General features: G+C 35.7%; 24 protein-coding genes and 2 pseudogenes. 24 read left to right on the top strand and 2 right to left on the bottom strand.

Annotated features, from left to right (window positions below; all coding sequences use genetic code 11):
- Positions 1-57 precede the first annotated feature (57 nt).
- On the bottom strand, positions 58-1,005 hold the full coding sequence (locus tag H9L19_RS08060; RefSeq protein ID WP_187529137.1) for a dihydroorotate oxidase: 948 nt from the start codon (positions 1,003-1,005) through the stop codon (positions 58-60).
- A gap of 265 nt (positions 1,006-1,270) precedes the next feature.
- Here H9L19_RS08060 and H9L19_RS08055 point away from each other — a divergent pair, with 265 nt between their 5' ends.
- The 13 genes and pseudogenes from H9L19_RS08055 to H9L19_RS08000 all read left to right on the top strand — a co-directional run bounded on the left by H9L19_RS08055 (position 1,271) and on the right by H9L19_RS08000 (position 13,895).
- Positions 1,271-1,804, top strand: coding sequence for a hypothetical protein (locus H9L19_RS08055; RefSeq protein WP_187529136.1), 534 nt, complete (start codon positions 1,271-1,273; stop codon positions 1,802-1,804).
- Between the two features lie 41 nt (positions 1,805-1,845).
- Positions 1,846-2,322 carry a SprT family protein gene (locus tag H9L19_RS08050; RefSeq protein WP_187529135.1) on the top strand — a complete coding sequence of 159 codons (477 nt, stop codon included), beginning with the start codon at positions 1,846-1,848 and terminating at the stop codon, positions 2,320-2,322.
- 335 nt (positions 2,323-2,657) lie between these two features.
- On the top strand, positions 2,658-3,245 hold the full coding sequence (locus tag H9L19_RS08045; protein WP_187529134.1) for a GNAT family N-acetyltransferase: 588 nt from the start codon (positions 2,658-2,660) through the stop codon (positions 3,243-3,245).
- A gap of 631 nt (positions 3,246-3,876) precedes the next feature.
- Positions 3,877-5,256: an MFS transporter gene (locus H9L19_RS08040; protein WP_187529133.1), complete on the top strand. Its 1,380-nt coding sequence runs from the start codon at positions 3,877-3,879 to the stop codon at positions 5,254-5,256.
- A 143-nt stretch (positions 5,257-5,399) separates the two neighbouring features.
- Positions 5,400-7,078, top strand: a pseudogene (locus tag H9L19_RS08035) (glycoside hydrolase family 3 C-terminal domain-containing protein); the annotation flags it as partial.
- Positions 7,070-7,495, top strand: a complete 426-nt coding sequence (locus H9L19_RS08350) for a fibronectin type III-like domain-contianing protein (RefSeq protein WP_420855812.1) — start codon at positions 7,070-7,072, stop codon at positions 7,493-7,495. The pseudogene H9L19_RS08035 and the gene H9L19_RS08350, both read left to right, overlap by 9 nt.
- A 36-nt stretch (positions 7,496-7,531) precedes the next feature.
- Positions 7,532-9,001 (top strand): family 43 glycosylhydrolase, encoded by a 1,470-nt coding sequence (locus H9L19_RS08030; protein WP_187529132.1) that lies wholly within the window; start codon positions 7,532-7,534, stop codon positions 8,999-9,001.
- Between the two features lie 1,225 nt (positions 9,002-10,226).
- On the top strand, positions 10,227-11,177 hold the full coding sequence (locus tag H9L19_RS08025) for a zinc metalloprotease (protein WP_187529131.1): 951 nt from the start codon (positions 10,227-10,229) through the stop codon (positions 11,175-11,177).
- Between the two features lie 53 nt (positions 11,178-11,230).
- Complete coding sequence (locus H9L19_RS08020; RefSeq protein ID WP_187529130.1) at positions 11,231-11,416, top strand: hypothetical protein; 186 nt, start codon at positions 11,231-11,233, stop codon at positions 11,414-11,416.
- 218 nt (positions 11,417-11,634) lie between these two features.
- Positions 11,635-11,782 (top strand): annotated as a pseudogene (locus H9L19_RS08525) (CatB-related O-acetyltransferase); the annotation flags it as partial.
- 772 nt (positions 11,783-12,554) lie between these two features.
- Positions 12,555-12,800, top strand: a complete 246-nt coding sequence (locus tag H9L19_RS08010) for a CsbD family protein (RefSeq protein ID WP_187529128.1) — start codon at positions 12,555-12,557, stop codon at positions 12,798-12,800.
- Positions 12,801-12,969: 169 nt separating this feature from the next.
- A complete protein-coding gene (locus H9L19_RS08005; protein ID WP_187529127.1) occupies positions 12,970-13,290 on the top strand; it encodes a DMT family transporter in 321 nt (106 codons plus the stop codon).
- A 122-nt stretch (positions 13,291-13,412) separates the two neighbouring features.
- Positions 13,413-13,895 carry a hypothetical protein gene (locus H9L19_RS08000; protein WP_187529126.1) on the top strand — a complete coding sequence of 161 codons (483 nt, stop codon included), beginning with the start codon at positions 13,413-13,415 and terminating at the stop codon, positions 13,893-13,895.
- Positions 13,896-13,932: 37 nt separating this feature from the next.
- Here the strand turns inward: H9L19_RS08000 and H9L19_RS07995 are convergent, their stop codons facing one another.
- Complete coding sequence (locus H9L19_RS07995; protein ID WP_187529125.1) at positions 13,933-14,394, bottom strand: DUF2798 domain-containing protein; 462 nt, start codon at positions 14,392-14,394, stop codon at positions 13,933-13,935.
- 246 nt (positions 14,395-14,640) lie between these two features.
- Here H9L19_RS07995 and H9L19_RS07990 point away from each other — a divergent pair, with 246 nt between their 5' ends.
- The 11 genes from H9L19_RS07990 (at position 14,641) to H9L19_RS07940 (ending at position 25,024) form a co-directional block, all read left to right on the top strand.
- Positions 14,641-15,660, top strand: coding sequence for an acyltransferase (locus tag H9L19_RS07990; RefSeq protein WP_187529124.1), 1,020 nt, complete (start codon positions 14,641-14,643; stop codon positions 15,658-15,660).
- 1 nt (position 15,661) lies between these two features.
- The gene (locus H9L19_RS07985) at positions 15,662-16,891 is read left to right on the top strand and encodes a glycosyltransferase (RefSeq protein ID WP_187529123.1); all 1,230 of its coding nucleotides are present in this window, start codon (positions 15,662-15,664) and stop codon (positions 16,889-16,891) included.
- A 3-nt stretch (positions 16,892-16,894) separates the two neighbouring features.
- The gene (locus H9L19_RS07980; protein WP_187529122.1) at positions 16,895-17,182 is read left to right on the top strand and encodes a hypothetical protein; all 288 of its coding nucleotides are present in this window, start codon (positions 16,895-16,897) and stop codon (positions 17,180-17,182) included.
- On the top strand, positions 17,166-18,041 hold the full coding sequence (locus tag H9L19_RS07975) for a polysaccharide deacetylase family protein (protein ID WP_187529121.1): 876 nt from the start codon (positions 17,166-17,168) through the stop codon (positions 18,039-18,041). The genes H9L19_RS07980 and H9L19_RS07975 overlap by 17 nt, the downstream gene beginning before the upstream one ends.
- A 43-nt stretch (positions 18,042-18,084) precedes the next feature.
- Positions 18,085-18,441 carry a hypothetical protein gene (locus tag H9L19_RS07970; RefSeq protein WP_187529120.1) on the top strand — a complete coding sequence of 119 codons (357 nt, stop codon included), beginning with the start codon at positions 18,085-18,087 and terminating at the stop codon, positions 18,439-18,441.
- Between the two features lie 8 nt (positions 18,442-18,449).
- Complete coding sequence (locus tag H9L19_RS07965; RefSeq protein ID WP_187529119.1) at positions 18,450-19,538, top strand: hypothetical protein; 1,089 nt, start codon at positions 18,450-18,452, stop codon at positions 19,536-19,538.
- Positions 19,528-20,793 carry a lectin-like domain-containing protein gene (locus tag H9L19_RS07960; protein WP_187529118.1) on the top strand — a complete coding sequence of 422 codons (1,266 nt, stop codon included), beginning with the start codon at positions 19,528-19,530 and terminating at the stop codon, positions 20,791-20,793. The genes H9L19_RS07965 and H9L19_RS07960 overlap by 11 nt, the downstream gene beginning before the upstream one ends.
- Before the next feature lie 29 nt (positions 20,794-20,822).
- A complete protein-coding gene (locus H9L19_RS07955; protein ID WP_187529117.1) occupies positions 20,823-22,268 on the top strand; it encodes a collagen binding domain-containing protein in 1,446 nt (481 codons plus the stop codon).
- 101 nt (positions 22,269-22,369) lie between these two features.
- Positions 22,370-23,032, top strand: a complete 663-nt coding sequence (locus H9L19_RS07950) for a Pr6Pr family membrane protein (protein WP_187529116.1) — start codon at positions 22,370-22,372, stop codon at positions 23,030-23,032.
- A gap of 248 nt (positions 23,033-23,280) precedes the next feature.
- Positions 23,281-24,348, top strand: a complete 1,068-nt coding sequence (locus tag H9L19_RS07945; RefSeq protein ID WP_187529115.1) for an ABC transporter permease — start codon at positions 23,281-23,283, stop codon at positions 24,346-24,348.
- 4 nt (positions 24,349-24,352) lie between these two features.
- Positions 24,353-25,024, top strand: a complete 672-nt coding sequence (locus H9L19_RS07940) for an ABC transporter ATP-binding protein (protein ID WP_187529114.1) — start codon at positions 24,353-24,355, stop codon at positions 25,022-25,024.
- The last annotated feature ends 3 nt before the right edge of the window (positions 25,025-25,027 follow it).

Raw genomic sequence — 25,027 nt, 5'->3', positions numbered from 1 at the left:
ACTGTCGTCGATTAACTCAATAAAAAAGCAATTCTGTTACGAATTGCTAAAAGAATATTATTCAATAATGTTAAGTTGATTTCGACATTGATCAAGTGTTTCATACCCTTTGTCGGTCATAACCTGTTCAAGTTCATTTTCGATGCGTTCAAATGCTGAAATACCCTCGACAGACAAGGTTGAACCGATTGCAACTAAATCAGCACCACATAAAATATGATCATAGACATCACGCCCAGTTGTGACACCACCAGTACCGATAATGTTAATTTCTGGCTTCAAACGTTGACGCAAGGCACGAACATTAGCTAGTGCGGTTGCTTTAACTAATTTGCCACCAATGCCACCGAATCCTTCTTTTGGTTTAATGACAACGGTATCAGTTTCTGGATCAATCACTAAGCCATTACCAATTGAATTAATCGTATTCACGAAATGAAGTGGATATTGATTGAGAATGTTGGCAATTTCATCAAAATGAGCTAAGTCAAAATAAGGGGGGAGCTTAACGCCTAATGGTTTTGTGAAAAAGGTGAAAATTTCAGCTAGAAGCGTTGCAGTAGCATGAAAATCGTAGGCCATCTGGGGTTTTCCAGGTACATTAGGACAAGATAAATTCAATTCAGTTAAGCCGATATAATCAGAGGCTTGGATTTTGTGCAGCATATCAAGATTATCCTGTTTGGCAATCCCAGCAATTGAAAAAAAGAGTGGTTTGTCAGTTTGGAATTGATTGGCTAGTACATAGTCAAGATAGTATTGGAAACCGTGATTTGGAAGGCCAGATGAATTAATCGTACCCATTTGATCAGATAGCGCAAAGTACCTTGGTAGGGGATTGCCCTCACGAGCCGTAGGTGTCGATGATTTTGTCACTAATGAACCAGTATGCGTATTAGCAAGCAACAGATCCAAATCATTCGCATCTTGACATAAGACGCCCGAAGCATTGAGCAAAACTTTATTAAAGGTAAAATTCCCAAAATTAACCGATAAATTAGCCATATTGTATGCAACCTCTTTTACAGATTTTGACTATCTTACCAATTCAAAACAAGACCTGTCAAATGTTTTATCAATTGTTCGTGTTACGCCGCATGGTTTATCATCCGTTTAAGGTGACTAATAATCGTGCATGTTATAATTAGTACTGCTCATCAAATATGAGGGCACCGCTAATTCTGCATTAAGAAGGGTTAGACATTAATTCGGCGAATAATTAGTCTATAAAAATATAATGATTATTACAAAATTGGGAGATTCTAAGCAGATGAAAAATCGTAGTGAACGACACGCAAATCCTAAAAGTAAAGGAAAGCGACGTGTCAAAGTGTTTATCGGGGTGCTGATAACCATCGCCATTGTGGCTTTTGGTGCGTTACAGCTTGAACGGTATGTAGTGGACCAACAGGCGGCCAAGCTAGTCTCGGCAATGGCACCCGCAACAACAACTAAGACTACTGCAGGTACAATTTCAAAATTGAAATTGGCAGCCAGTACGCCTGAACAAATTGCAACGCGTTTAAATGAGAATGAATCAGGGCTAGTTGCTCGCTCTAAACAAAGCATCTCGTCTGCAGAAGCATCTACTAGTGAAAATGGCATTATTTATACGATTGCAACGGATAAATTGAATACGACAACAGTCAATATGTTATTATCAGCAAATGGCGATCAGGTCAAACAAATGGCAAAGAAAATTGTGTCATCAATGGCCGATGCCGGTACAAATAATCCAAAAATGACGATTAATATTGTTGATAGTAATGGTAAATTAATTAAGCAGTTAGTTTACACTAATTAAAATGCGCTATTTGAATCGTTTTAAATTGTAGGAGAATTGAAGTGACTGATGACGAATTACAACAATTAGTACGACAAATCTCACAAAAGTGGTTTAGTCGTTCTTTTGAGCATCAAGCCTTATTCAATCACAGATTGAAAACAACAGGTGGTCGTTACGTCTTAGCTTCTCATAATATTGAAATTAATCCGTTGATGTTAATAGAACATGGACAGGCAGTACTAATCGGTATTATTAAGCATGAATTGATTCATTATCATCAACATATATCGGGCTTACCCTATCAACACCGGGATATTGCATTTAAGAAGGAATTGAAACGAGTTGGTGCTTTACGGTATGCACCAGCTACATCTTATCGATTACAAAAGCAACAATCTCAGCGAAATTATCATCTTTATACATGCATCAATGGGCATGCGATTAGACGGCAACGTTATATCAATGTTAATCGCTATCGTTGTGGCCTTTGTCATGGGAAATTAAGATTGATGGCATCAGAAGCGCAATCAAAATAATTTATTTAGTTTTGATGCCACGATAATGATATGCGAAGTAAGCAATAGGAATTAATTCATATTCGCGGTATAATGTTAGTAATCTAGGAAAGGGGGTGATACGTTTTGGATAGATTAAATCAATTGACCAATCGTATCGCCCTTGTATAGGAAACAAGGGCGATATGATCTGGTAGGTGGTGACAACCATCGAAAGTGATGACTTAGCAAGTAATTGTTAAGGCTCGAAGTGACTCAAGGCGGCGAACCTTGAGTCACTTTTCTTTTTATAATTTATATGACATAATATGTAAAAATAATACAATGAAATTTTTATTTAATGAAGGGAGCAGATTATGAAACAATCAGACATTCGAATTGTTGCGGCTCAAGCAGAAGATCAACTTGATATGTTACAGCTAGAACAAATTATCTTTTCGGATATGGCGTTAACGGTTTATCAAACCTTGTCGCCTGAAGCAGTTTTAGATGCGGTGTATTTAGCAACTTTAACTGATTCAAAAAGTCGATATCACTATTCAAGAGGCATTGTAGCAAAAGATAACGACAATCAAGTTTTAGGCGTTTTGTTTGGCTATCTAGCAGCAGAAGAACCAATATTAGATACTGAATTCCAAAAAGTATTGGCTGAAAAATATCAATATCATGAATTAGTATTCCCCGATTCTGAAGTTTATCCAAACGAATGGTATTTGGATTCAATTGCAGTTAACACTGCTGCACGGGGAATGGGCGTTGGTTCGCGCTTATTGGCTGCGGTTGATCAATATGCCAAGGCAGCTGGTGCAACGGTCGTTGGCCTAAATGTAGACGATGCCAATCCAAAAGCCCAAAAGTTATATGAGCGAGTTGGTTTTCAACCCGTCGGCGACTTATACATTGGTGTGCATCACTATACGCATATGCAGCGACAAATACAGTAAAATGAATAACAACTAAATGTCTCTAACACGGCTAATTATTATTAATTAGTCGTTTTTTGTTACAATGATTTACACAGAAATTGATAGAGTTGAAAACAACAATCTTATGAGATTTGAATACGACGTTGTGGAGAATATCTTGCTTTAAGATATTCTTTTAATACAGGTCAACATCAATGTAATCAAATCAAAATTCTGCATAATTAATGTTTATATTTTTTTGAAAAGTAAAATCCCCCATAAAAATGTATTTACATGTCTACTGACTTAAAATCTTTTGTTTCGTATAGAAGTGAGGTAATCAAGTGACCTAAACTCATTTTTATTAAGTAGCGCGATAGGTAAAAAATAGTGAGCAAAAAACTCGACGTAAATGACGACAATCAAAAATGAGATGTCGATTATTATTGTTCAAAATTCAGTCTATTTAATGGAGTCGCATTTGACCTGTACATAAATCAACTAATTAAAAAATTGATATAGTAGTAGACTGTGTTTTTAAGGGACTATTTTATCCTAATGAAGGTATTTTTTTTTCGAAAATCAATGATAAAATATAAATACAATGAAAGCGCTTACAGGTTTTGAGCCGTTTCATTGAAAATATTTTACAGATGAGGAATTGAGTATTATGGTGAACAACAGTGAACAACAAAAAACGAGCCTGGAAGTTTCTTTATCCTGGACAGAACGTTTAGGTCTAAGTGCCTCAGGGTTCGGTGGAAACTTATTGTGGACAGCTTTAACGTCCTATATATTGTTTTTTTATACTGATGTAATTGGTGTGGAAGCTGTAGCGTTAGGAACAATGATGTTGTTTGTTCGAATATTAGATGGCGGTGCAGATATTGTGATGGGGATTTTAGTCGATAAGACTAAGACTAAGTATGGAAAGGCTAGGCCATGGATAAAGTGGTTGGCAATTCCGTTTGGATTAAGTTTTATCATGCTATTTGCAATTCCGGATTTAAGTGTCTCAGGTACGTTCATTTATGTAACAATTACTTATGTGCTCGTTAATTTGATGTACACAGCAATCGCAATTCCGTCTTCAACGTTGATTGCTTTAGTAACAAAAAGTCAATATGAACGTGCTCTTTTAAATATTATTGGAACCATTGCTTCAACGATTGCTAGTTTGGTTGTATTGACAATTACTCTGCCAATGGTTAAGGCATTTGGGAATGGTAAAAATGGGTGGCTGATTACTTTTGCAATTTTTGGCATTATCGCAATGATTTTGTATTTTTGGACATTTTTTTCCAGTACTGAAAGAGTTACAGAAGCAACTAAAAATAAGGAAGCAGTACCTCTTAAAGTTGGAGTTAAAGCTTTATTTTCAAATAAATATTGGATTCTAATCACAACCCTTCTTATTATTGCATTCTTAAACTTAGGGGTCAGCGGAAGTGTCGCGCTATACTTCACAACTTATGTAATGAAAAATGCAGAATTTATTGGTGCAATTTCGATTGCATCACGAATTCCAAGTGTTCTAGTCCTTGCAGTTGTATGCGCACCTCTTGTAAAGCGTTTTGGAAAACGTAATGTAGTTATGGCTGGATCCGCAATTGCAGTTATCGGTCGACTTACGATGCTTATTGATCTGACAAGCCCAATAGTGATCCTTGTTTCTAGCGTTATCTTAGGAGTTGGTGGTGGAATGTTGGGCGCTGGGTCCTTTGCATTTTTGTCTGATACGGTAGAATATGGAGAATGGAAATCAGGAGTTCGAACTGAAGGATTGATTTTTAGTGCCTCTAGCTTTGGATTGAAGGTTGGTGCCGGATTAGCTACGGCGATTGTAGGATGGGGACTTGCATATTTCGGATACAAAAGTGGAACAAGTGTTCAGACAGACAGAGCAATACAGGGAATTAAGTTTTTGTATATTTGGCTTCCTATGGCATTTAGTGTGATGCAAATTGTGATTCTATACTTTTACAATTTAGATAAGATTTATCCTCAAATAATGAATGATCTTGAGGTGCGTAACGAAAAAAAGGACTAACTGCAAGTAAATTTTGTTTCTAGAAATCACTCAATTTGAACTGTTATTAATGTCATTGAAGGTACAGGTTTAAATTTCAAGTAATTAGTTTGGTAGTCAGATAAAATTTATCTAGACAAAAAATTAGGAAATGGAAGTTTAACATGAATGTAAGAGAAAAAAATGCTAGGGAACAAGCGCAAAAATTAGTAGCGAAAATGACTCTTGAGGAAAAGGTCCTACAATTAGGCGTTGTCGCACCAGAGATAGATAGACTAAACGTTCCAAAATATGTTTACTGGAGTGAAGCACTGCATGGTGTCGCTCGTGGGGGTGTCGCAACAGTATTTCCTCAAGCAATTGGATTAGCAGCGATGTTTGATAAAAAAATGATGTCAAACATAGGTGAAGTCATTTCAACAGAGGCGCGTGCTAAGTACAATGCAGCGCAAGAGTTTGGAGACATCGACGTATATAAAGGACTGACGTTGTGGTCGCCAAATGTTAATATTTTTCGAGATCCACGATGGGGACGGGGACATGAAACATTTGGTGAGGATCCTTATTTAACTGCGAGTACGGCAGTACCCTTGATTAAGGCCATGCAAGGTGACGGAAAATATTTAAAGACAGCTGCTTGTGCTAAACATTTCGCTGTGCATTCTGGTCCCGAAGATGGACGATTGATGGTAAATGCAATCGTAAATGAAAAAGATTTGCAAGAAACATATCTACCAGCATTCGAGGCCTGCGTGACTGAAGCTGATGTTGAATCGGTTATGACCGCATTAAATTTTGTTAACGGCGTACCAGCAACCTTGAATGAAGAATTATTTAATATCTTACGTCAACAATGGCAATTTAAAGGCCACATTACTAGTGATTTCCTAGGACTAGAAAATTTAACTATGGAACAACACTATACTAAAGATCAACCTGAAGGCATTGCAGCGGGTGTCAATATGGGTGTTGATTTAGTGAATGGTGTGATGGTTAAAGCTTTGTATCAGTCTCTTGAACGAGGAATAATTACTGAAGATGCAATTACAAGGGCAGCAGTTAATCTTTTTACAACACGCTATAAACTTGGAATGTTTTCTTCGGATTGCGAATTCGACCACATCGATTATGAGGAAGTCGAGAGTCTAAAGAATAAAAAAATCGCCTATGATGCTGCACTCAAAAGTTGTGTTTTATTAAAAAATGAACAGGGATTACCGTTAGATAAATCAGCAATAAATAAAATCGCCGTTATTGGACCAAATGCTAATAGTCGAGTAGCATTGGAAGGAAACTATCAGGGAACGGCATCGCGTTATACAACGATTTTAGAAGGTATTCAAGATGAGGTTGGATCAGCAGTAAAGATATATTATGCTCAGGGCTGCCATTTGAATAAGATGAAAGTTGAGGAGGTGGCAAGAGAAGATGATAGATTAAGTGAGGCATTAAAAATTGCGACGATGAGTGATGTTGTCATTCTATCACTTGGACTAGATGCCACTCTTGAGGGCGAAAATGGAGACGCAGGAAATGCATACGGTGCTGGTGATAAAGAGACGTTGGAATTACCAGGATTACAGCAACATCTGATGGATGAGATATTGAAATTAAACAAACCAACAATTCTGCTAATCAATGCAGGAAGTGCCCTAACTTTTAATGGCGCTGAAGAAAATGATAATTTAAAAGCTATTATGATGAATTGGTATCCAGGTGCTCAAGGGGGCACGCTGTTGCAGATATTTTATTCGGAAAAGTAAGTCCGAGTGGAAAATTACCAATAACATTCTATCAAACAACAGATGAGTTGCCAGAGATCACAGATTACTCAATGAAAAATCGCACGTATCGATACATCGAGAAGTCCGCACTATTTCCATTTGGATATGGGTTAACATATTCAAAGATGGAAATTGTGAATGCAGAATTGATTGATAATTTGATGAAAGTTCGCATCGAAAATGTTGGCGAATATGATACAGATGATATTGTACAAATTTATGTTAAACATTTGTCCTCAGAATTAGAGGTGAAGAATACTCGTTTAGTAGGCTACTCACGTGTTCATTTGAATAAAGGTGAATCTAAAGATGTTGATGTGGAATTAGATAAGAATACGTTTACTCTTGTTGATTTTGATGGTAAACGTAAATTAGTTTTGGGAGAATATCAATTTTATGTATCAACTTCACAACCAGATGCACGTAGCCAATATTTAACAGGAGTAACCCCACTTACTCTTCGAAAGACAAGATAAAAATTAAAGTATATTTTGAAGAAAGAGGAAATTTTTTTGAAAAAACAAGTTTTTAATCCCTATTTACCCCTATATGAGTACGTACCTGATGGAGAACCACGTGTTTTTGGGGATCGTCTATATATATTTGGCAGTCACGATAAATTTGATGGTGAGGCATATTGCTGGAATGATTATGTTTGTTATTCGACCCCAATTGACGATCTGACAGAATGGAATTTTGAAGGATATATTTATCACAAAGAGCAAGATCCAATAAATAAAGACGGAAAATATAAAATGTATGCTCCTGATGTGATACAAGGTGAAGATGGGCGATTTTATCTATATTACGGATTTGATGAATTCGTTAGCCAGGTTTCTATCGCAGTTTGTGATACACCAGCGGGAAAGTATGAATATTATGGTACAGTTTCTCATCCAGATGGTGTCCCATTAGGAAAAAAAAAGGGAGATGCATATCAATTTGATCCGGGTATCTTTATTGATGATGATAAAAGGATTTGGTTATATACTGGATTTTCACCAAAAGCTGATTTTATTAATTACGTCACGGAGCATTTTTCAGAAATTAAATTTATTTTTAGCGGAATGGGAAGTGACGTTGTTGAATTGGGCAATGATATGAAGACGATTATTTCTAAACCTAAAAAATTAATTCCAGGATGGGAAAATAGTCGCGGAACGAGTTTTGAGGGACATGATTTTTTTGAAGCTAGTTCTATTCGTAAGTTTGATAATCGATATTATTTAATCTATTCCACTACTTCGAATCATGAGTTGGCATATGCTGTAAGTGATTACCCAGATCATGGATTCGTTTTTGGTGGGGTATTACATTCTAATATGGATATTGGATATCATGGGAACGACGTGGCAAAGGCATATGGTGGTAATAATCATGGATCGCTGGTGAAAATTAAAGATAGTTATTACATTTTTGGGCATCGTCAGACAGGATATACGGAATATTCACGACAAGGGGTTGCTGAGAAGATTGAGCGTAATGCAGATGGCTCCTTTAATATGGTTGAAATGACTAGCTGTGGCTTGAATGATGGTCCACTGGTCGGAACAGGATATTATAGTGCCGGAATTGCTTGTAATTTATGGAATAGAAGTGGTGCAATGAAAATTTTTGATTTAATGATATCAAAAAATCAAAACAATCATCCAAAAATTACGCAGAGTGGTATTGATCGGGAGAAGGATCCTGATCAATATATCGCGAATATGAGTAGTGGCTCAGTAGCGGGATTTAAATATTTTGAACTTAAATCACCAAGAGAAATAAATATTGAAATACGTGGTACCGGAGAAGGGAAAATGATTGTACAAACGGAGGAGCAATCTAGGTTTGAATTTGCTGAGATCGAAATTTCTCCAAGCGTTGATTGGACGTCAGTAAAAGCAGAAATTACAACTGAATTAACCGGTATAGTTCCGCTGTTTTTCCGATATGAAGGAAGTGGGTCCATTGATTTTAGAGGCTTTGAAATACGTTAACTGTTAAATTTTATGACTTTATACATCGTAATGAAATCGCGCTGAATAGTGATCTGTTTAGTGCGATTTTTAAGTTCGTTCGACGAATATATATTAGATCTTCAGTGGATTGCTCAGTACAAAAGAACTATATAACCTGAAGATAAGTCAAGTCAGAATATTCCAAAAGTAAATATTTTGAAATTTAAGATCGACTCTATGCCAGATTAAAAAAAGCAGGAAGGATAAGTGCTTTTCAATTCTGTAGAGTAGGTGAAAAGAATGTTGTGAAAAAAATATTGAAGTATTTCTCAGCAAATGACGAAGATAGGATTGTAGAATTTTATTCAATTTTTAAGTATGTAAATGTTGTGATAACTCAACTTATTTTTGATAATGTTTTGTTAATTACAGGATTTATCGTTTGTTTTCAATCAGCCATGCTTTGTTCGAAAATAGGAAGTATGAACAGTTCGCCAGATTTCAAAAACAGCTGCCTTATTAATCACGATAGAGGGTCAAAAATGTCAATATATTTCGTCAATGATTCTAATTTCTCTACTAACTGATTCAAATGAGAACCATTATTTGCGTAGTTTGTCTAGTGAATCTTTGAAATTTTATGAATAACATATTGACATAGAAACACGGGCATACTTACATTTTGCGGATTGAAAAAGTCCATTTTTTGTAAGTGAATAATTATTAACCTTTCGTGAAATGGAAGATTCGTCATCTTGTGACTAACTTTGAAACTTAAGAAGTAATGTAAATTCACCGAAAAATAAGTGAGATAATCTATAAAAAGTGATTGGATAAACAAGCCTAGAAATTAACCTTGAATATAAGCCGTAAATGATATTGCAGCCAGTATGAAACAAAGATTGTAATTGACTGCGACATTGACAAACTTATTAGTCTATCAGCGGAGAACAATCAGAAATATAAAAAATATACATTAATCATAGGAAATTTGTAATTATACGCAGAATATGAGATATTAAATGCATTGAGTAGTTAATTTTAAATAAGGCGAGGAAGAATGTGGCATGAAAACTCTAATGAGCTTAGATCTTAAATTTAAGAATATGTTTGGACAGGGGGGATTGGAGAATTTCAAAATACGCCTGGATTTGCAAGAGATAACGGTGAAATCGTTTTTGATTCCCGTCATCAACGAGATTTAGATGCATTAGTTGCTATTACACACGGTGACAAATTTAGTGGAAATACATCTTATGATCTTGTGGCTACAGATCACGTCTTAGTTCAGATCGACGCAAATGGGGGGCGTGGACCAATTCAAACATTTCTTGGAGAAGATGGCATTCTTCAAATTCATACTCAATCAAGAATAATAACAGAAGAAGTAGTTAGAGCTGCTGCCAATCTATGGAATACAATTGCTGGCGCTGAGATTATTAAATATGTAGTAGATCCAGCTTTAAGTGATGAAATAATACATGATTTACCTTCTATAGAGGGTAGCACTACACTGATGGGACAGACATATAATGGTGAGGGGATTGTTTGTTATCCAGATAATTTTCACTTGGAAAATCTATCTGAGTCTAATAGAAATAATCAACTGGTAGCACTAGCTGCACATGAAATGGGACATGCAATTGGCATTGCACATCTAGGTGGTGGACGAGTTGGGAATAACGCGGGCGAGAGTGAACCACCATATTTCGGGCATGAATTTATGTCCACATGGACTGTTGAAATGAATCCAGTCGGTGTGACTTCTACTTTAATTGACGCAGCGGTGCTAGCGTTAGTTGCACATGGGTGGGAAAAACCAAGGTCTGTTGCTGAATGGGCAATTTCCGGAATAAATAAAGATAGTTCTGTAACCAGTAATGATCTATCTATTGATTCAATAACCAACACAATTCCGTGGGGATATGCAGTGGATCAAATAAGTCATACAATTCAAGATAATGAGCCACTTTATAAAAAGGTTAAAAAAAATTTCAACGTATATAATCCTAAGATTAATATTGACGATGTTTTTGCGAAACATTATTTTTATCGATCAGATCAAATAGATGTTATTGGTACGACGGGCAGTTTGAACCTTATTGACGAACTAGTACTGATTGAACGTACTTACGAGTCTGCAGATGGATATTTTATAAATAAAGTAAATATTGATAATCAGATATATTACATTTTCAATGATGCTTTCGAGTAGTCGCAAACACAACAATCAATCCCAATAATTTCTAAAAATTAAGGTGGTAAAATATGAATAATTTGGTTATTACGGAAAATATAAAAAAGTATTTAAACGATAAAAATGTGTATTTTCGAAGTGATTTAAATATTAATGAAGTAATTCGAGTTGATGAATCAATCAAAATAGGTAGCCATTCGACTTTTTTTTGTATCATCAATCAAAACAAATTCCAAGCATTGGATTTAATTCCTTGACAAACAGTGAACTGTCATTTAGTAGCAAAATTGGAAGTTATTCTTCAATTGGACCTAACGTTCAAATTATGAGTTCACAACATCCTTCCGATAGATTTACCACCTCACCCATCACTTACTATCCTGAAAGAATTGGATTAAGTTTTGATCGAGACGTGAACGATGTATTTGCGGACACCGCATGGGATGACAAAGGGTATTATTCGAAAAATGTGATCATTGGAAATGATGTGTGGGTGGGACAGGATGTACTGTTCAAATCCGGAGTGACGGTAGGTGATGGTGCCATAATTGCATCAAGATCTGTAGTGACCAAAAATGTACCGCCATTTAGTATAGTCGGTGGTGTACCGGCAAAAATTATCCGTTATAGGTATGACGAACAAACAATTACGGCGCTTAACAATCTAAAATGGTGGAATTATCCGGTTAAGAATTTTGAATACGTACGTGGTGATGAAGAAATTCACTCATTTATTGATAAAGTACAGAATTTAATTCAAAATGAGAAAATCACGGCGTATCCAGCACCACTCACTTTAGAAGATATTTTATCAAATTCATAATATGGAATCCCCTTTTAGAATTGAATATATATATCATACGAGTTTTAGTTCCGATGCCTATACTTGCTAAAATCATAAAGTAAACCTAATAAAGTCAAAATGAACTGTTTTGTTTCATTTTGATAAATTATAAATTTCCCCATCGTTCTACTCCAAGCTTTTACTATCTCTATATGACTACAAGTAAAACAGTAACAAATAAGTAATCAGACAGTCCACAGCGGACCTGAGGGAATCTGATTTTTTTGATTCTAGGTGAACGGAGAATAAAGTATAAGTACCTCAAAAAATCGAGGATAACTGATAAATCTTTGGGAATGAGGGAGTCAAAGTTACGAAGTATAGGATGTTATTATAGTTCAAGTGTAAAGGCAATAAAAAGGCTTGATAAACACTTGTATTTGAGTGGGAAACGTCTGAATTTTGATTGGATATGATTTAGCTACAGCGAACACAATAAAATGTTGTTCATATACAAACATGTGTAAGGCCTTTAAATGAAATTAATAATTTGAAAATGTGACATTTTTTTGATACAATGAGAGTAATCTAATAAGGGAGGTAAGACTACTATGACATTGGAAGACAAAGTTGCAAGTGCAAAAGATCAAACAGTTGGTAAAGCGAAAGAAGTCATCGGTGATGTTTCCGGTGATGAAAAGCTTGAAGCAGAAGGCAAAGCGCAAGGTATTCTAGGAAAAGCCAAAGATATCTTGGGTGATGCCAAAGACAAGGTTGAAGACGCAGTTGAGGATGTTGCTGGAAAATTTAATGATAGTGTTGACAACCTGAAAGAGAAACACGAGCATCAAGATTAATTAGCATGACGGGCTAGCATATTTTTAAAAGATAGATGTTAGTCAACAATTAATGTAATTATAATAATGATCTCCACCGGGAGATTTTAGAGTAAAAGTAACGCAACAAACTTCAGTAGGTCTTAGAAGAAGTTTGGGAACGTTACTTTTTATTTTGGAGGTTTTAATAATGGCGTGGTTATTTTTATTTTTAGCGGGGATCTTTGAAGTTGTATGGGCAACGACAATGAAATTAAGCAATGGGTTTACTGAAATCTGGTATACGATTTTTACTATTTTAGGGATGGTGCTAAGTTTTCTGTTCTTATCAATATCATTAAAACAGTTACCATTGAGCCTTGCATACCCAATTTGGACCGGGATTGGCGCAGTGGGGGCATTAGTATTAGGTGTTTTCTTGTTCCAAGACCGCATTGCGGGCAGCACTTGGTTTTTTGTCGCCTTGTTGATTATTGGACTTATAGGCATCAAGGTTACGAGTGGTCATTAGCGATAATGGCAAATTAAAGAAAGTCTTAGAAATACAATTTAAGCTAACTTTTAGTTCAAACAAAGCTTGATTTAGTTTTCCTCTGCAATAATGAATTTATCGATTAGGAAAGAGGCAATGTGATGACTAAAAAAGTACGAATTAAAAAAGCAACTCAGACAACAGGTATGCGGGTATTAGTCGCTAGTTCTGTGGCAACCATTCTGATTAATTTTAATTTTGGGACCTTTAATTTAATCAGTCATCCGGCAATTCATGCTGATACCGTTACTACTGCAATTCAATATGCAATACCTGATGAGCAATTGGCACAGGTCAAAATGGTAGGACCATATCATGACAACATTGATGGTAGTTCTGCGCAAATCAAACAAGTTCGAGTGGCAGGTGTTTTTCATACTGGCGATTTAGTTCAAATGATGATTGATAACATACCATATGTCGGTGTGGTGCCAAGTGAAACAATTCATGGGTTTGTTTTGACGACATTTAATAATCTGATTGGATCAAATATAGACGTCGTCGTAGAAGGACGAAATTATCAAGGCACGTCAGTTGGACAGAATACAAAAAGCAAATCCGACCGTCAAACAATAACGAAATAAAAAAAGATGCTTAACAGATTATCTGTTAAGCATCTTTTTAGTTGGTTTGAATTCGGCTAAGAATAGCACGTGCAAATGGACCAACGACTATTAATTGAAGCGGCAACGCCACAATGACGTTCAGTTGCCAAGCGTGCCAATAATTGGACATGGAAACTGAGGCAATACCTTTGCCCATGATGAGACCAAATAATGACATACATGTCACCATTCCTAAAACCATGAGAATTGAAATACCCAATCCAATGTGAATTCCTTTTGGTTCAAAATTGAAACGCTTAACAGTTGAAAAAAATAGTTGCTTCGCAAATGGACCAATTATTAATAAATCAATCAGTGCAGCAACAATTAATGCGAAGGGAAATCCTGTGACAGTGGTAAGGACGGCGTGACCGTTAAGACCGTTTTGTAAAGTCACATTATAAAACGTCATCCCAAAGACCATCATCCCAGCCATTAGTCCAGTAAAAATAAGTTCTTCTTTTAAATTATTTGGCATTGTATGCCCTCCTTTATCCATTTAATAGCGTAGCAGATATTAAATAAATTCATAAGTAACATTTTGATTACAAAAATGTATGAGTAGTTATTAAATTAATTTCAAAACGAAATAATTTTTCATTTTTTATGAAAACGAAAAATCTGAAAAGTTATTTTAATGCATATGACCGTATGATTAAGGAGTGATATTTGTATTGAAAAAAGTGATTATAGCGGTTGGATTGTCAAAGGAGGACATCGTACCATGCGACGAGAAGCACAAATTGATCTCATTAAAGCAGTGGCTGTATTTTTCGTGGTCAATGTTCATTTCCTACTCAATAGTGGTTTCTATGACGTTCCACTTAATAGTGGCATCCAATACTTTTGGTTATTCATGCGATTATTCTTAATAACTGCGGTACCATTGTTCATTATGGTCACAGGCTATCTATCGCACACAAAACAGTTAACCGCACAACAGTTAAAAAAGATATACCCTGTAATCATCACATACATTATTATCTCGTTATTGGATTATGGTGCTCAAATTTTAATCTTGGGGCATACAACGCCTTTAAATGACGCCATTCGTGGTATTTTTGATTTCTCAACTGATTCATACGCTTGGTATGTTGAAATGTATATACCGTTATTCTTTATGATGCCATTATTCAATATTGTTTGGCATCGCCATGAAAATGATGTTTGGTTTCATCGGTATATTGTTATCCTCTCGGTTATGATTTTCTTTGTACCAAGTCTTTTAAATCAGGCAGGTAAGATTGTACCTGATTTTTTCCAAGCGGCATATCCCGTCGGATATTACTTCATCGGGGCCTATATTCATACCTACCGAGAGAAAATTCGTCATATTCGTTGGCGTATAATATTACCCATTTTTGTGATGACCAGTGTTTTACTTGGGACAATTAATTTCTTTATTAATGACCATCATATATTTAAATGGGCTGATTATAATGATTATTTTGGTTATCAAGTATTAGTGATGTCAGTCTTATTGATGATTATGATGCTAAGGATACCGGATCAATGGTTACGTATTCCAGGATTGAAATTAATTTCAAATGCAACCCTCAGCATATATCTAGCCTCTGATATCACCGATCAAATTTTATATCCAATGTTAAAACATTATCTCCCGGCCATAAATGATCGATTAACATATGGAAGTGTAACTTATATTATATCTTTCATCTTTGCTAGTTTGATAGGTATATCAGTCACATTGGTCGTTAATGCAGCTTTTAAGAGGAAACGGTAAGATGACTGGATTAATTCAAGGAATTTCAAACATTTTAGATGGATACACACTCGTCTATCCTTTGATTATGTCAATTGGATGGGCTATTGGTGCAATATTTTTCAGGCAGCATGTACAAAACAGCACTGATGAAGTAACACTGCCGTCGAATACGATCAATATTATGATTTCTGTTTTCAATGAAGAAGCTATTATTGACGATACATTAACGGCTTTGTACCAATTATCACTACCGAACGTATCATTTGTCATTGTTGACGATTTTAGTACCGATAATACGGTTGAAAAAATTAAAAACTTTCAAACAGAATATGATTGGCGAGCCCTAACGTTAGTTGAAATGTCGCAGAATGGTGGTAAAGCTCGGGCTTTAAACTATGCATTAAAACATGTGAATCAAGCCGAATTTGTTTTAGTGATTGATGCAGATTCGATTATTGATCCTAATGCTGTTGAATATTTGTTAGCTGAATTTGATCAAGCACAAATCGGGGCAGTAACAGGTAAGCCAGTGGTTCGGAATCGTTCGACCATTCTTGGCACATTGCAATCTTTTGAATATATGACAACAATTGATGGCATCAAACGCGCTGAGTCATATTTATTTGAATCAATTATGTCAGTTTCAGGTGTTCTCGTGATGTATCGAACCGAAGCCTTAGAAGCAATTGATTTTTTTGATGTGAATGCAATGACTGAAGATATCGATGTCACTTGGAAACTTTATCAACATGGTTATTCAGTCAAATATAGTCCGAATGCCATTTCATATATTTTAGCGCCTGAAACAATAAAGGGGTTTCTGGCTCAAAGAAAACGCTGGGCAATCGGTGGTGTTGAAGTACTTCTTAAAAATTTACGTATCATCTTTAAGCATCCCGATACATTTAAAACATTTTTGTTAGGCGAAATGATTATGGGCCATATTTGGGCTTGGTCATTGGCATTTAGTTTTGTCAAACTTATTTTTATCTATCTAGCAACTGGCGAACTGATTGCCAAAATTACGGTCTTACTTATTTATATCATTTTAACTATGGTAGTGAGTTTGATTGGATTAGTTCTAGATAGACATGCAAGTCAATTTACTTTACGTGATCTGAGGGTTTGGCCTGTATTCTATGTTTTCTATTGGGGTGGTAATTTTATAGCTTCAATATCATCAGAAATCGCTATAATTTTTGGTCAAAAAGGTAACGGGACATGGACAAGTCCAGATAGAGGAATATAACCGATGGGAAAAACATTAATTATTCGAAAAAAAGAAAATTTCAGTTTCACTGAGCAAATCATCATCGTTATTAGCTGGGGATTTGTGCTCATTATGCTAGGTATGACACTATTTAACCTATTACATGTTTACACAGACACACTCAGTGTCATGCAACTTTTCTTAGGTATTAATGAATCAACCCTGAAAAGTATTGTGACATTAATGCTAATGCCATTAAGTATTTGGCTCATTCCAGCGCTAATCGCCTTTGTTCAACTTGGAGAGCATAAAGATGCACAAGACGTATAAAACACGAATCGCCTTTATTTTAATCGTTCTATCGGTATTATCTCTTGATATTTATGGTTCGTATTTGAAAGTGCAAAGTCAACCACCCGTCAACCACACTTATGCTGGGTCATTTGTTAATCACGACGGGATTATCATTTTAAATTATCATCGTATTCTGAATGAATCATGGGTGGTAAAGGGAATTAAGGCAGTCAACAATAATGAACAGATTCACACTTATAATGTGCCGTTTTCTGAATTTAAAAAACAGATGAAATTCTTAAAGCAGCATCACGTGCAGGTGATTTCATATCAGAAAATGCTTGAAATGACTAAACAACCCACAATAAAAGGACAATATGTTGTACTAACTTTTGATGACATTGATCGGACAATGCCCGAGAATGCCTATCCGATTTTAAAACAATATCAATTTCCATTCACATTTTATGTCATTACTGGAAAAGTAAATAAAGATATGGACGGCTCAGTGATGGCATCATGGTCTGACATCAAAAGATTGGCTAAGGATCCCTTAGCAACTGTTGGCGTACACACGAACAACCTACATTACCAGTTAAACAATAAACCTGTCTTATCAACAGATATTTCACATAAGCGTTTGCGAACTGATTATCAACGTAGCCAGGATGCCATGTTATTACATCTTGGGCGTAAAGCTGACATTTTTGCGTATCCATATGGCGCACCGAATCAGTATTTGTCTAACTATATGGCGGATCATGGCATTGTATCGATGGTGACATTAGATGCAGGTATTGTTATTTCAGGAAGTAATCCTAAAATGCCACCTCGGGTTTTAGTAAACGATCAATCATGGCCAAATTTTGAAAAATGGATAAGTGATGATAAATAGTGATACTATTGAAACAGTATGCAAAATAAATACTTAAACAAAAATGAATGGAGAAATTATGGAAATTGACAATTTTTTTCTAAATAGTCGCGACATCGAAAAAGTTCAATTAATTGAGTTTCTTCTTAAAATAAATGAAAGCATTATCGAATTTGACACCATTGCAACTGAGATGTTCTTATCTGATTATTTGATTAAACAGGCGGTTAAAGACATTAATCTGGATGCACTCAGTATAAATTTACCTGTACTGTTAGAGGTTAAGAAACGCACAATTATTAAAAAACCATTTTTATCACGATTCATCAATTTACAATTACGAAAACTGTATTTTGAGCACTCTGAGAATGCTATTTTTTCCTCACATCAATCATTGCTGAAGAAAAAATTACGCCTGTAAACTTCCAAGTGGAGTACGGGTGGAGCGAAAGCTATTTCTTCACAGTTAAAAAACAATTAAAAGATTTCTTGAAGGTCAATCAAATTGATTTTAGTGATGATATTTCCAATGAACAGAAGGTACGTAACGTTTATTTTGTTTATGAAATATTACGATCTTATGATTTTAATTTAAATTCATGGGCCGACATTAAAACTAGTCAAAAAATTAAATCTCGTGCTTTTGTGACATATTTAATTCAAAATCAGCTCATCGACGCACATTTTGAACGGCAAGTTGAATCAATGTTGATGATCATTGATCTGTGCCAATATCAACAAATTGGTGTTGATGAACTCTTAATAAATTTAGATGCATCCAGTGTTTGGCATGATGTAGCAAAGCACTTAGAGCATTCCAACAGCATTCAATTCATTATTTTCTTCTTGCTCTCAGAAGATTTCTTACAAATTGATCGGATGAATGAGCTTGAACTGACATCATCTTTAGTTAATGTGTTTGAACGCGTTTTTTCACACATGGCACGCACCCAACTACAAGAAGCGCAGCCGGTTGGTAAGATTAAAAAACAATTGTTTTTAATCTTATTAGCGGGCTACCTCCGACCAAATTTTGTAGAGTACGATATGTTCCAACTTCGTAAACGCTACTTTATTGACAATTCACCCGTTGCTTTCTATATTGCCGATTCGTTACGTGAACATTTTCAAATAGAAACGCAGAGTACCGTATCAATGCGAACATTCATTCGTTTGTGCGTTTTGCTCGAACAAAATGAATTATTACCAGAAAAAAACAACATTTCAGTTTACCTGAGTTTTTCGGCCGGTACTGCATTGACGGAGTGGCTGGCGACTCAAATTCGTTCATTCCAGTGGATGGATGTTGAGGTGACTAATGATCCAAATTTAGCAGATATTATTTTGTCTGATTATATGTTTACTGACGAAACTAAGAAACGTACAATTATTTGGTTAGAGCCACCAACTCCTGAAGATTGGTATTTATTCGGTGAACAGGTCATTGAGATTAAAAAGGATAAAATGACATTGTTCTTACAAGAAATGCGAGAGAATGAGTTAAATTATGAAGTATAAACCATTAACATCAATGTTAGCTGGTGGCATATTGATGGCTACCGTTTCAAATGAATCAATAAGTGCTGAAATTAATAATCAAGCTTTACGTACAACAGATCAATATGGCATTGCGAATCAAGTGAGCGAAAATGATTATCTTTTGACACCTGGTCAACCTTATCAGCATGGGTTAATTAGTTTTAAATATCCTTTCGATCCACAGTCTGATTTTCATTTTAAGGGCCGTATTTCAATTGATGACTTGAATCATCGTTGGATTGGAGATGGTATCTCTTTCTTCTTTAGTGGTGAACATCCAAGCGACTACTACACACAAAGTCGAGGTGAGGGCGGACGTCTTGGTATTCCCAAACAATCTGGGGTAGGTTTTAAATTAGATACTTTTTATAATTGGGTAGACGGCGATTCCTATGAAAAAGATCCAGATATTTTTCAACATTCATCTTTTGGTGGATTCTATCAAGTGGATTCAACGGGTTACATCACTAATGTTCACAGTACTGATCAAGCATTTACGTGGCCGCATGAAGATGAACAAACAGTTGAAATCAATTATCAAGCCGAGCAAAAGCGATTTATCATTCATGTTGGCCAAGCATCATGGTCACTGGATGTCCCTAATTTCCCAGAGAACCGCGCATATTTTAGTATAACTGGTGGTACGGGTGTGAAGTATTCTACACAGCGTGTTTCAGTCGATGAACTTGACTATCAAACCATTTCGTCACAAGTAACGGTTCATTTTGTCGATGATGCTGGCTTAAAAATTAAGAGTGATGAAACCTATCGAGGATATCCTGGTGATGAGTTCAGTATGCCGACAAGACAAGTTGATGGCTATGACGAAATGAGTGGCCAACCATCTGGTTTGCAATTTACGGATTCTGATCAAGAATTAACGCTGCATTATAGCAAACAAGTCAGTGAAGTGGTACAGAAGCCCAGAACACCTATTGTTTTGGCACCTAAGCAAGATGAACAACCAAAAAAAGTTGAGCAAGCACCAGAAAAAATTGATACACCGGAACAAAAACAACAAATCGTTTTATGGCAACCGTATCGTACATCAAGCTTACAGGCAGTAACTGATAATACAGCAAACCATCAATTGATGGTTCAAGACAAAGGTAGTGATGTTACCAATAACCAAAGTCCAATAAGTGCAGTGTATCCACCGAATATTTCAGCTAATAATGGTGAGTTTGCACGAACATTATATTTATTAGCTTCAAACATTTTAATTGCCCGTTAGTTGAAACTATTAAAAAGGAGTAATAACTCATGTTTAATCATAAAATTAATCGATATACTGTCACGTTGTTGGCAATATTGACTGTGATATTTGGCAGTATAACCCAAATTCCAAAACTTGCTCATGCTGCAAGTGATTATGGAGACACGTATATCACAAAAGCAGAATTAGTAGATGAGAATGGCAACCCCAAAACCGATTTTAGTCAATATGATTCGATGCAAGCAAATTGGCAATTTAACTTACCCGCAGGTACAAATATTAGTGCCGGTGACACAATGACGGTTACTATTCCAAAGGAACTCACGCTTTCAAATGATGTTAATTTTGATATTAAGGATGCAAAAGGAAATGTCATTGGGCATGCGGTTGCAGATCATACAACTGGTAAAGTCACCATTACGTTGACTGATTTTGGGGCACAGGAAGCTAAAACATCAGGCATTACTGGGTCATTTAAAGTCTGGGTGAATTGGAATATGACCGAAATAAGCCATGAAACTACCGTTCATCTTGATTGGGGGAATGCTGGATCAACTGATGTAAATGTCGATACCGGCAATACAAAACCTGACACGGACGAAAAAATTGCTAAGTGGGGATGGTACGATGATAAGGATTCAAGTATTATCCACTGGCGCGTCCGTTTAAATTATGCAAAGGTTCAAATTGACAATGCTATTTATACTGATCAGATTGGTGCTAATCAAGAACTAGTTACTGGATCAATCAATGCTTACCATGTGGTTTATGCAGCAAATGGCGTTGATTTCACCGTGATGAATAATATTCCGAATCAATCTATTTTTGAAGATAGTTCATCTAAATTCCATATTGATTTAGGATCAATCGATGATACGATTGTCGTTGACTATGAAACTAAAATACAAGACGGCGGAGCAGCCAACAGCTACGAGAATTATGGTGAATTATCTGGTGATAATATCACGACTGAAGTGACTGACGTATATAGTCCGGAATACGGTGGTAGTGGTCAAGGTTCAACATATACTAAAGTTGCTGGTAAAAAAATTTGGCGAGATAATGGCAATGCCGCCAAGTTAAGGCCGGATGCTATAACTGTTGAATTACATCAAAATGGGAAAGTTATTGATCAGCAACGTGTTTCAGAGCAGACAAATTGGCAATATAGTTTTGAACATCTAGTTGCACTTGATACAAATGGATTACCATATAACTACACAGTGACTGAGGTAGAAGTTTCTAACTATTCAAGTCAACAAGTTGGGACAGATTTTATCAATACATTAAATGTTGTACCGACTACTCCAGTTCAACCAAACACGCCAATTAACACAGTACATCAAGCGCCTGCAAAAACGATTGCATTGCCTCAAACCGCTAGTCAATCATTGAAATCTACAGCTCAAGTATTGGCATTTGTTTGCCTATTTGCTGGCTTAATCTTAGCAAGTGGGTACGGTGTTTACTGGTTAAAAAAGAAAAATATCTAAATGAATTTTAAAGCAGGTCTTTATGATCTGTTTTTTAATATATTTAATTAGTCAAATGGTATACAATATCATTGTAATTATATTTCATTAGGAGAATTTAAATGCAGTACTATCGAAAGTTTATGCTATTATTCAGGATATTAATTGTTATTTCAAGTGGCGTAGGTGTCGCGTACGAAATAGGAATTTTTAAGGGAATTTTTAATTGGGATGCCTTGTTATACTACACGGTGTTAAGTAACGCGATTATTTTTGGTGAATTTGTATATTTAGTCATTAAAAATATTAAGTCTCAAAACAAGATTTATAATTTGCGAGAAAATCAGATGGGGGCGTTCATGTTGATGATTATGATCACCGGCTTGATTTTCAATATTCTACTGGCTGGACGAATTGAGGCAAACACCTATGCACCAGATATCATTGCCAATTTTCTTGTGCATACGTTGACACCATTATTAGTATTTATTGACTGGTTAATTTTTGTTGCGCACCAAGCAAAATACCAGTTAAAGCCAATTACGTGGACTGAAATTCCATTAATTTATCTTGCCTTCATCATCGTTTACGCAGAGGGAACACATCGAAACATCCCAGGAACTAATAGCCCATATCCATATTTTTTCATCAACATCCAGAAATATGGTTTGAAACAGGTTGCATTAAATGTTTTGGTTATATTCATCGTCTTTTTATTCATGGGTTATTTGTTAAAGTGGCTCAAAATTGGGCAAACAAAATTTATGCAAAACCGGCAAAACTAGACGTCAATTCTAATGCCGTCAAAAAGATGCACTTAAAAACATTTTCGTTTTTAAGTGTTTTATTTTACTATCAAACGGTTACGTTTTGATCGCCATTCATTAATGTCACACTATATTTGAAGTACGCGCCTTTAATAATGTAAACGCTATCTTTTTGTATATTTAAAACATATAATATACTTGTAAAGTCTTTGCAATAAATATATTGATCACTGCAATAATTCTTTAATCAATGAATGGAGGCACACATGTTTTTATCGATACGAGAAATTCGACATAATAAATTTAGATATGGGTTAGTCATTACCGTTATAATGCTGATTAGCTATCTTATTTTTATTTTAAGTGCACTGGCATTAGGTTTGGCTAATCAAAACACAGCTGCTGTAGATGCATGGCAGACAAACTCAGTGGTAATTAGCCAAGATGCGAATGTCAATCTTAATCAATCATTGTTAAATCAAAAACAGGTTGCTCACTATCAAGAGAGTGATAATGAAAACGTTGCGTTGGTTGCTACGGCACCGGCTGTTGCAACTATCGACAGTAAACGATTGTCAGTTAATTACATTGGACTAAATTTTTCGGAATTTATATTTCGTAATTTGACGCTTGAATTTGGTAAGTGGCCGTCAAAGAGCAATGAGGTCATTGTCTCAGATAAATTAAAAAATAATGGTGTCAAATTGCATCATCAAATGCATATTGGACAATCGCATCAAATCTATGAGGTTGTCGGTTTTGTGAAAAATGCAGAATATAATATCGCGCCAATTATTTATGGCAAGTTAGAAAATTGGCATTTAATCAAAGGTGTTAGCCAACAGTTTGTTGGAAGCGGGATCATTTCAAAAAAAGTGTTATCGGTTAATGAAAAACCACAAAATACGGCAATTATTTCAAAGCAGACGCTAATTAATAAAATGCCCGGTTATGTCGCGCAAACGACCACGTTTATTTTTATGATTGGATTTCTAGTTGTGATTTCATTGATTGTTGTCACAATATTCTTATATATTTTAACAATGCAGAAGAAGCAAAATTTTGCTGTTTTGCGGGTACAAGGTATTCCTGTTCGTTACTTAATTAGTAATACGCTGTTTGAGACACTGTTTATTATGATTGTCTCAATTTGCATTGCCGGTGGTTTAGCTGCTCTAACTGGATTATTCTTGCCTCAGAGCGTGCCCATGTACTTTGATACACCTTTATTAACTGGTATTGGTTTAGCCATTATCATCACTGGAACAATGGGGGCTTTAATCCCAATTCGAATTATTTCAAAAATTGAACCAATCAGTGCCATTGGAGGATAGACATATGCCAGTATTAGAATTACACCATGTATCAAAAGTTTTTGGTCGAGGTATCAATCGGGTTGAGGCAATCAAGGAAGTTGATTTTACAGCAGAACTGGATGAAGTGACACTGATTATCGGGCCCTCTGGTTCTGGAAAGAGTACATTATTAACATTACTCGGTGGCCTACAGATACCAACTACTGGCGAAATCAAGATTAATGGTGATGTCATTAGTAATTTATCTGTCAAGTCACTTGAAAATCTACGTTTATCTCAAATAGGATTTATTTTACAGAAATATAATTTGGTGCCATTTTTACAAGTGAAGGAACAATTTTCGTTAGTGACGAAAGTGAAGCCGGACCATAACTTAGACAATGTAACATTCAACCATTATCTTGAGCGATTAGGCATTACTAATCTTTTGGAAAAATATCCCAGTGAATTGTCTGGTGGCCAAGCGCAATGGGTGGCCATCGCACGAGCATTATTTGCCGACCCAACCATTATTTTGGCTGACGAACCAACCTCAGCACTGGATAGTGAACGGGTTGAAGAAATTGGCGCTTTATTTGGTTTAATTGCAAGTCGTGAGCATAAAGCCATTGTTATTGTGACTCACGACTTACGATTAAAGAAATATGCTGATAAGATTTATAATTTGGTGGATGGAAAACTATCACGTGTATGATGG

It is taken from the genome of Weissella diestrammenae (assembly GCF_014397255.1).
In the GTDB taxonomy this organism is placed as follows: Bacteria; Bacillota; Bacilli; order Lactobacillales; family Lactobacillaceae; genus Weissella; species Weissella diestrammenae.
The sequence above is the reverse complement of the archived record's forward strand: the minus strand, read 5'-3'. Positions and strand labels throughout refer to the sequence as shown.

Bases quoted from the DNA above. Each gene is read 5' to 3' on its own strand.
- H9L19_RS08060 (WP_187529137.1), bottom strand. From the start codon at position 1,005: ATGGCTAATTTATCGGTTAATTTTGGGAATTTTACCTTTAATAAAGTT.
- H9L19_RS08055 (WP_187529136.1), top strand. From the start codon at position 1,271: ATGAAAAATCGTAGTGAACGACACGCAAATCCTAAAAGTAAAGGAAAG.
- H9L19_RS08045 (WP_187529134.1), top strand. From the start codon at position 2,658: ATGAAACAATCAGACATTCGAATTGTTGCGGCTCAAGCAGAAGATCAA.
- H9L19_RS08040 (WP_187529133.1), top strand. From the start codon at position 3,877: ATGGTGAACAACAGTGAACAACAAAAAACGAGCCTGGAAGTTTCTTTA.
- H9L19_RS08350 (WP_420855812.1), top strand. From the start codon at position 7,070: ATGAAAAATCGCACGTATCGATACATCGAGAAGTCCGCACTATTTCCA.
- H9L19_RS08020 (WP_187529130.1), top strand. From the start codon at position 11,231: ATGAATAATTTGGTTATTACGGAAAATATAAAAAAGTATTTAAACGAT.
- H9L19_RS08010 (WP_187529128.1), top strand. From the start codon at position 12,555: ATGACATTGGAAGACAAAGTTGCAAGTGCAAAAGATCAAACAGTTGGT.
- H9L19_RS08005 (WP_187529127.1), top strand. From the start codon at position 12,970: ATGGCGTGGTTATTTTTATTTTTAGCGGGGATCTTTGAAGTTGTATGG.
- H9L19_RS08000 (WP_187529126.1), top strand. From the start codon at position 13,413: ATGACTAAAAAAGTACGAATTAAAAAAGCAACTCAGACAACAGGTATG.
- H9L19_RS07995 (WP_187529125.1), bottom strand. From the start codon at position 14,394: ATGCCAAATAATTTAAAAGAAGAACTTATTTTTACTGGACTAATGGCT.
- H9L19_RS07990 (WP_187529124.1), top strand. From the start codon at position 14,641: ATGCGACGAGAAGCACAAATTGATCTCATTAAAGCAGTGGCTGTATTT.
- H9L19_RS07985 (WP_187529123.1), top strand. From the start codon at position 15,662: ATGACTGGATTAATTCAAGGAATTTCAAACATTTTAGATGGATACACA.
- H9L19_RS07980 (WP_187529122.1), top strand. From the start codon at position 16,895: ATGGGAAAAACATTAATTATTCGAAAAAAAGAAAATTTCAGTTTCACT.
- H9L19_RS07975 (WP_187529121.1), top strand. From the start codon at position 17,166: ATGCACAAGACGTATAAAACACGAATCGCCTTTATTTTAATCGTTCTA.
- H9L19_RS07970 (WP_187529120.1), top strand. From the start codon at position 18,085: ATGAATGGAGAAATTATGGAAATTGACAATTTTTTTCTAAATAGTCGC.
- H9L19_RS07960 (WP_187529118.1), top strand. From the start codon at position 19,528: ATGAAGTATAAACCATTAACATCAATGTTAGCTGGTGGCATATTGATG.
- H9L19_RS07955 (WP_187529117.1), top strand. From the start codon at position 20,823: ATGTTTAATCATAAAATTAATCGATATACTGTCACGTTGTTGGCAATA.
- H9L19_RS07950 (WP_187529116.1), top strand. From the start codon at position 22,370: ATGCAGTACTATCGAAAGTTTATGCTATTATTCAGGATATTAATTGTT.
- H9L19_RS07945 (WP_187529115.1), top strand. From the start codon at position 23,281: ATGTTTTTATCGATACGAGAAATTCGACATAATAAATTTAGATATGGG.
- H9L19_RS07940 (WP_187529114.1), top strand. From the start codon at position 24,353: ATGCCAGTATTAGAATTACACCATGTATCAAAAGTTTTTGGTCGAGGT.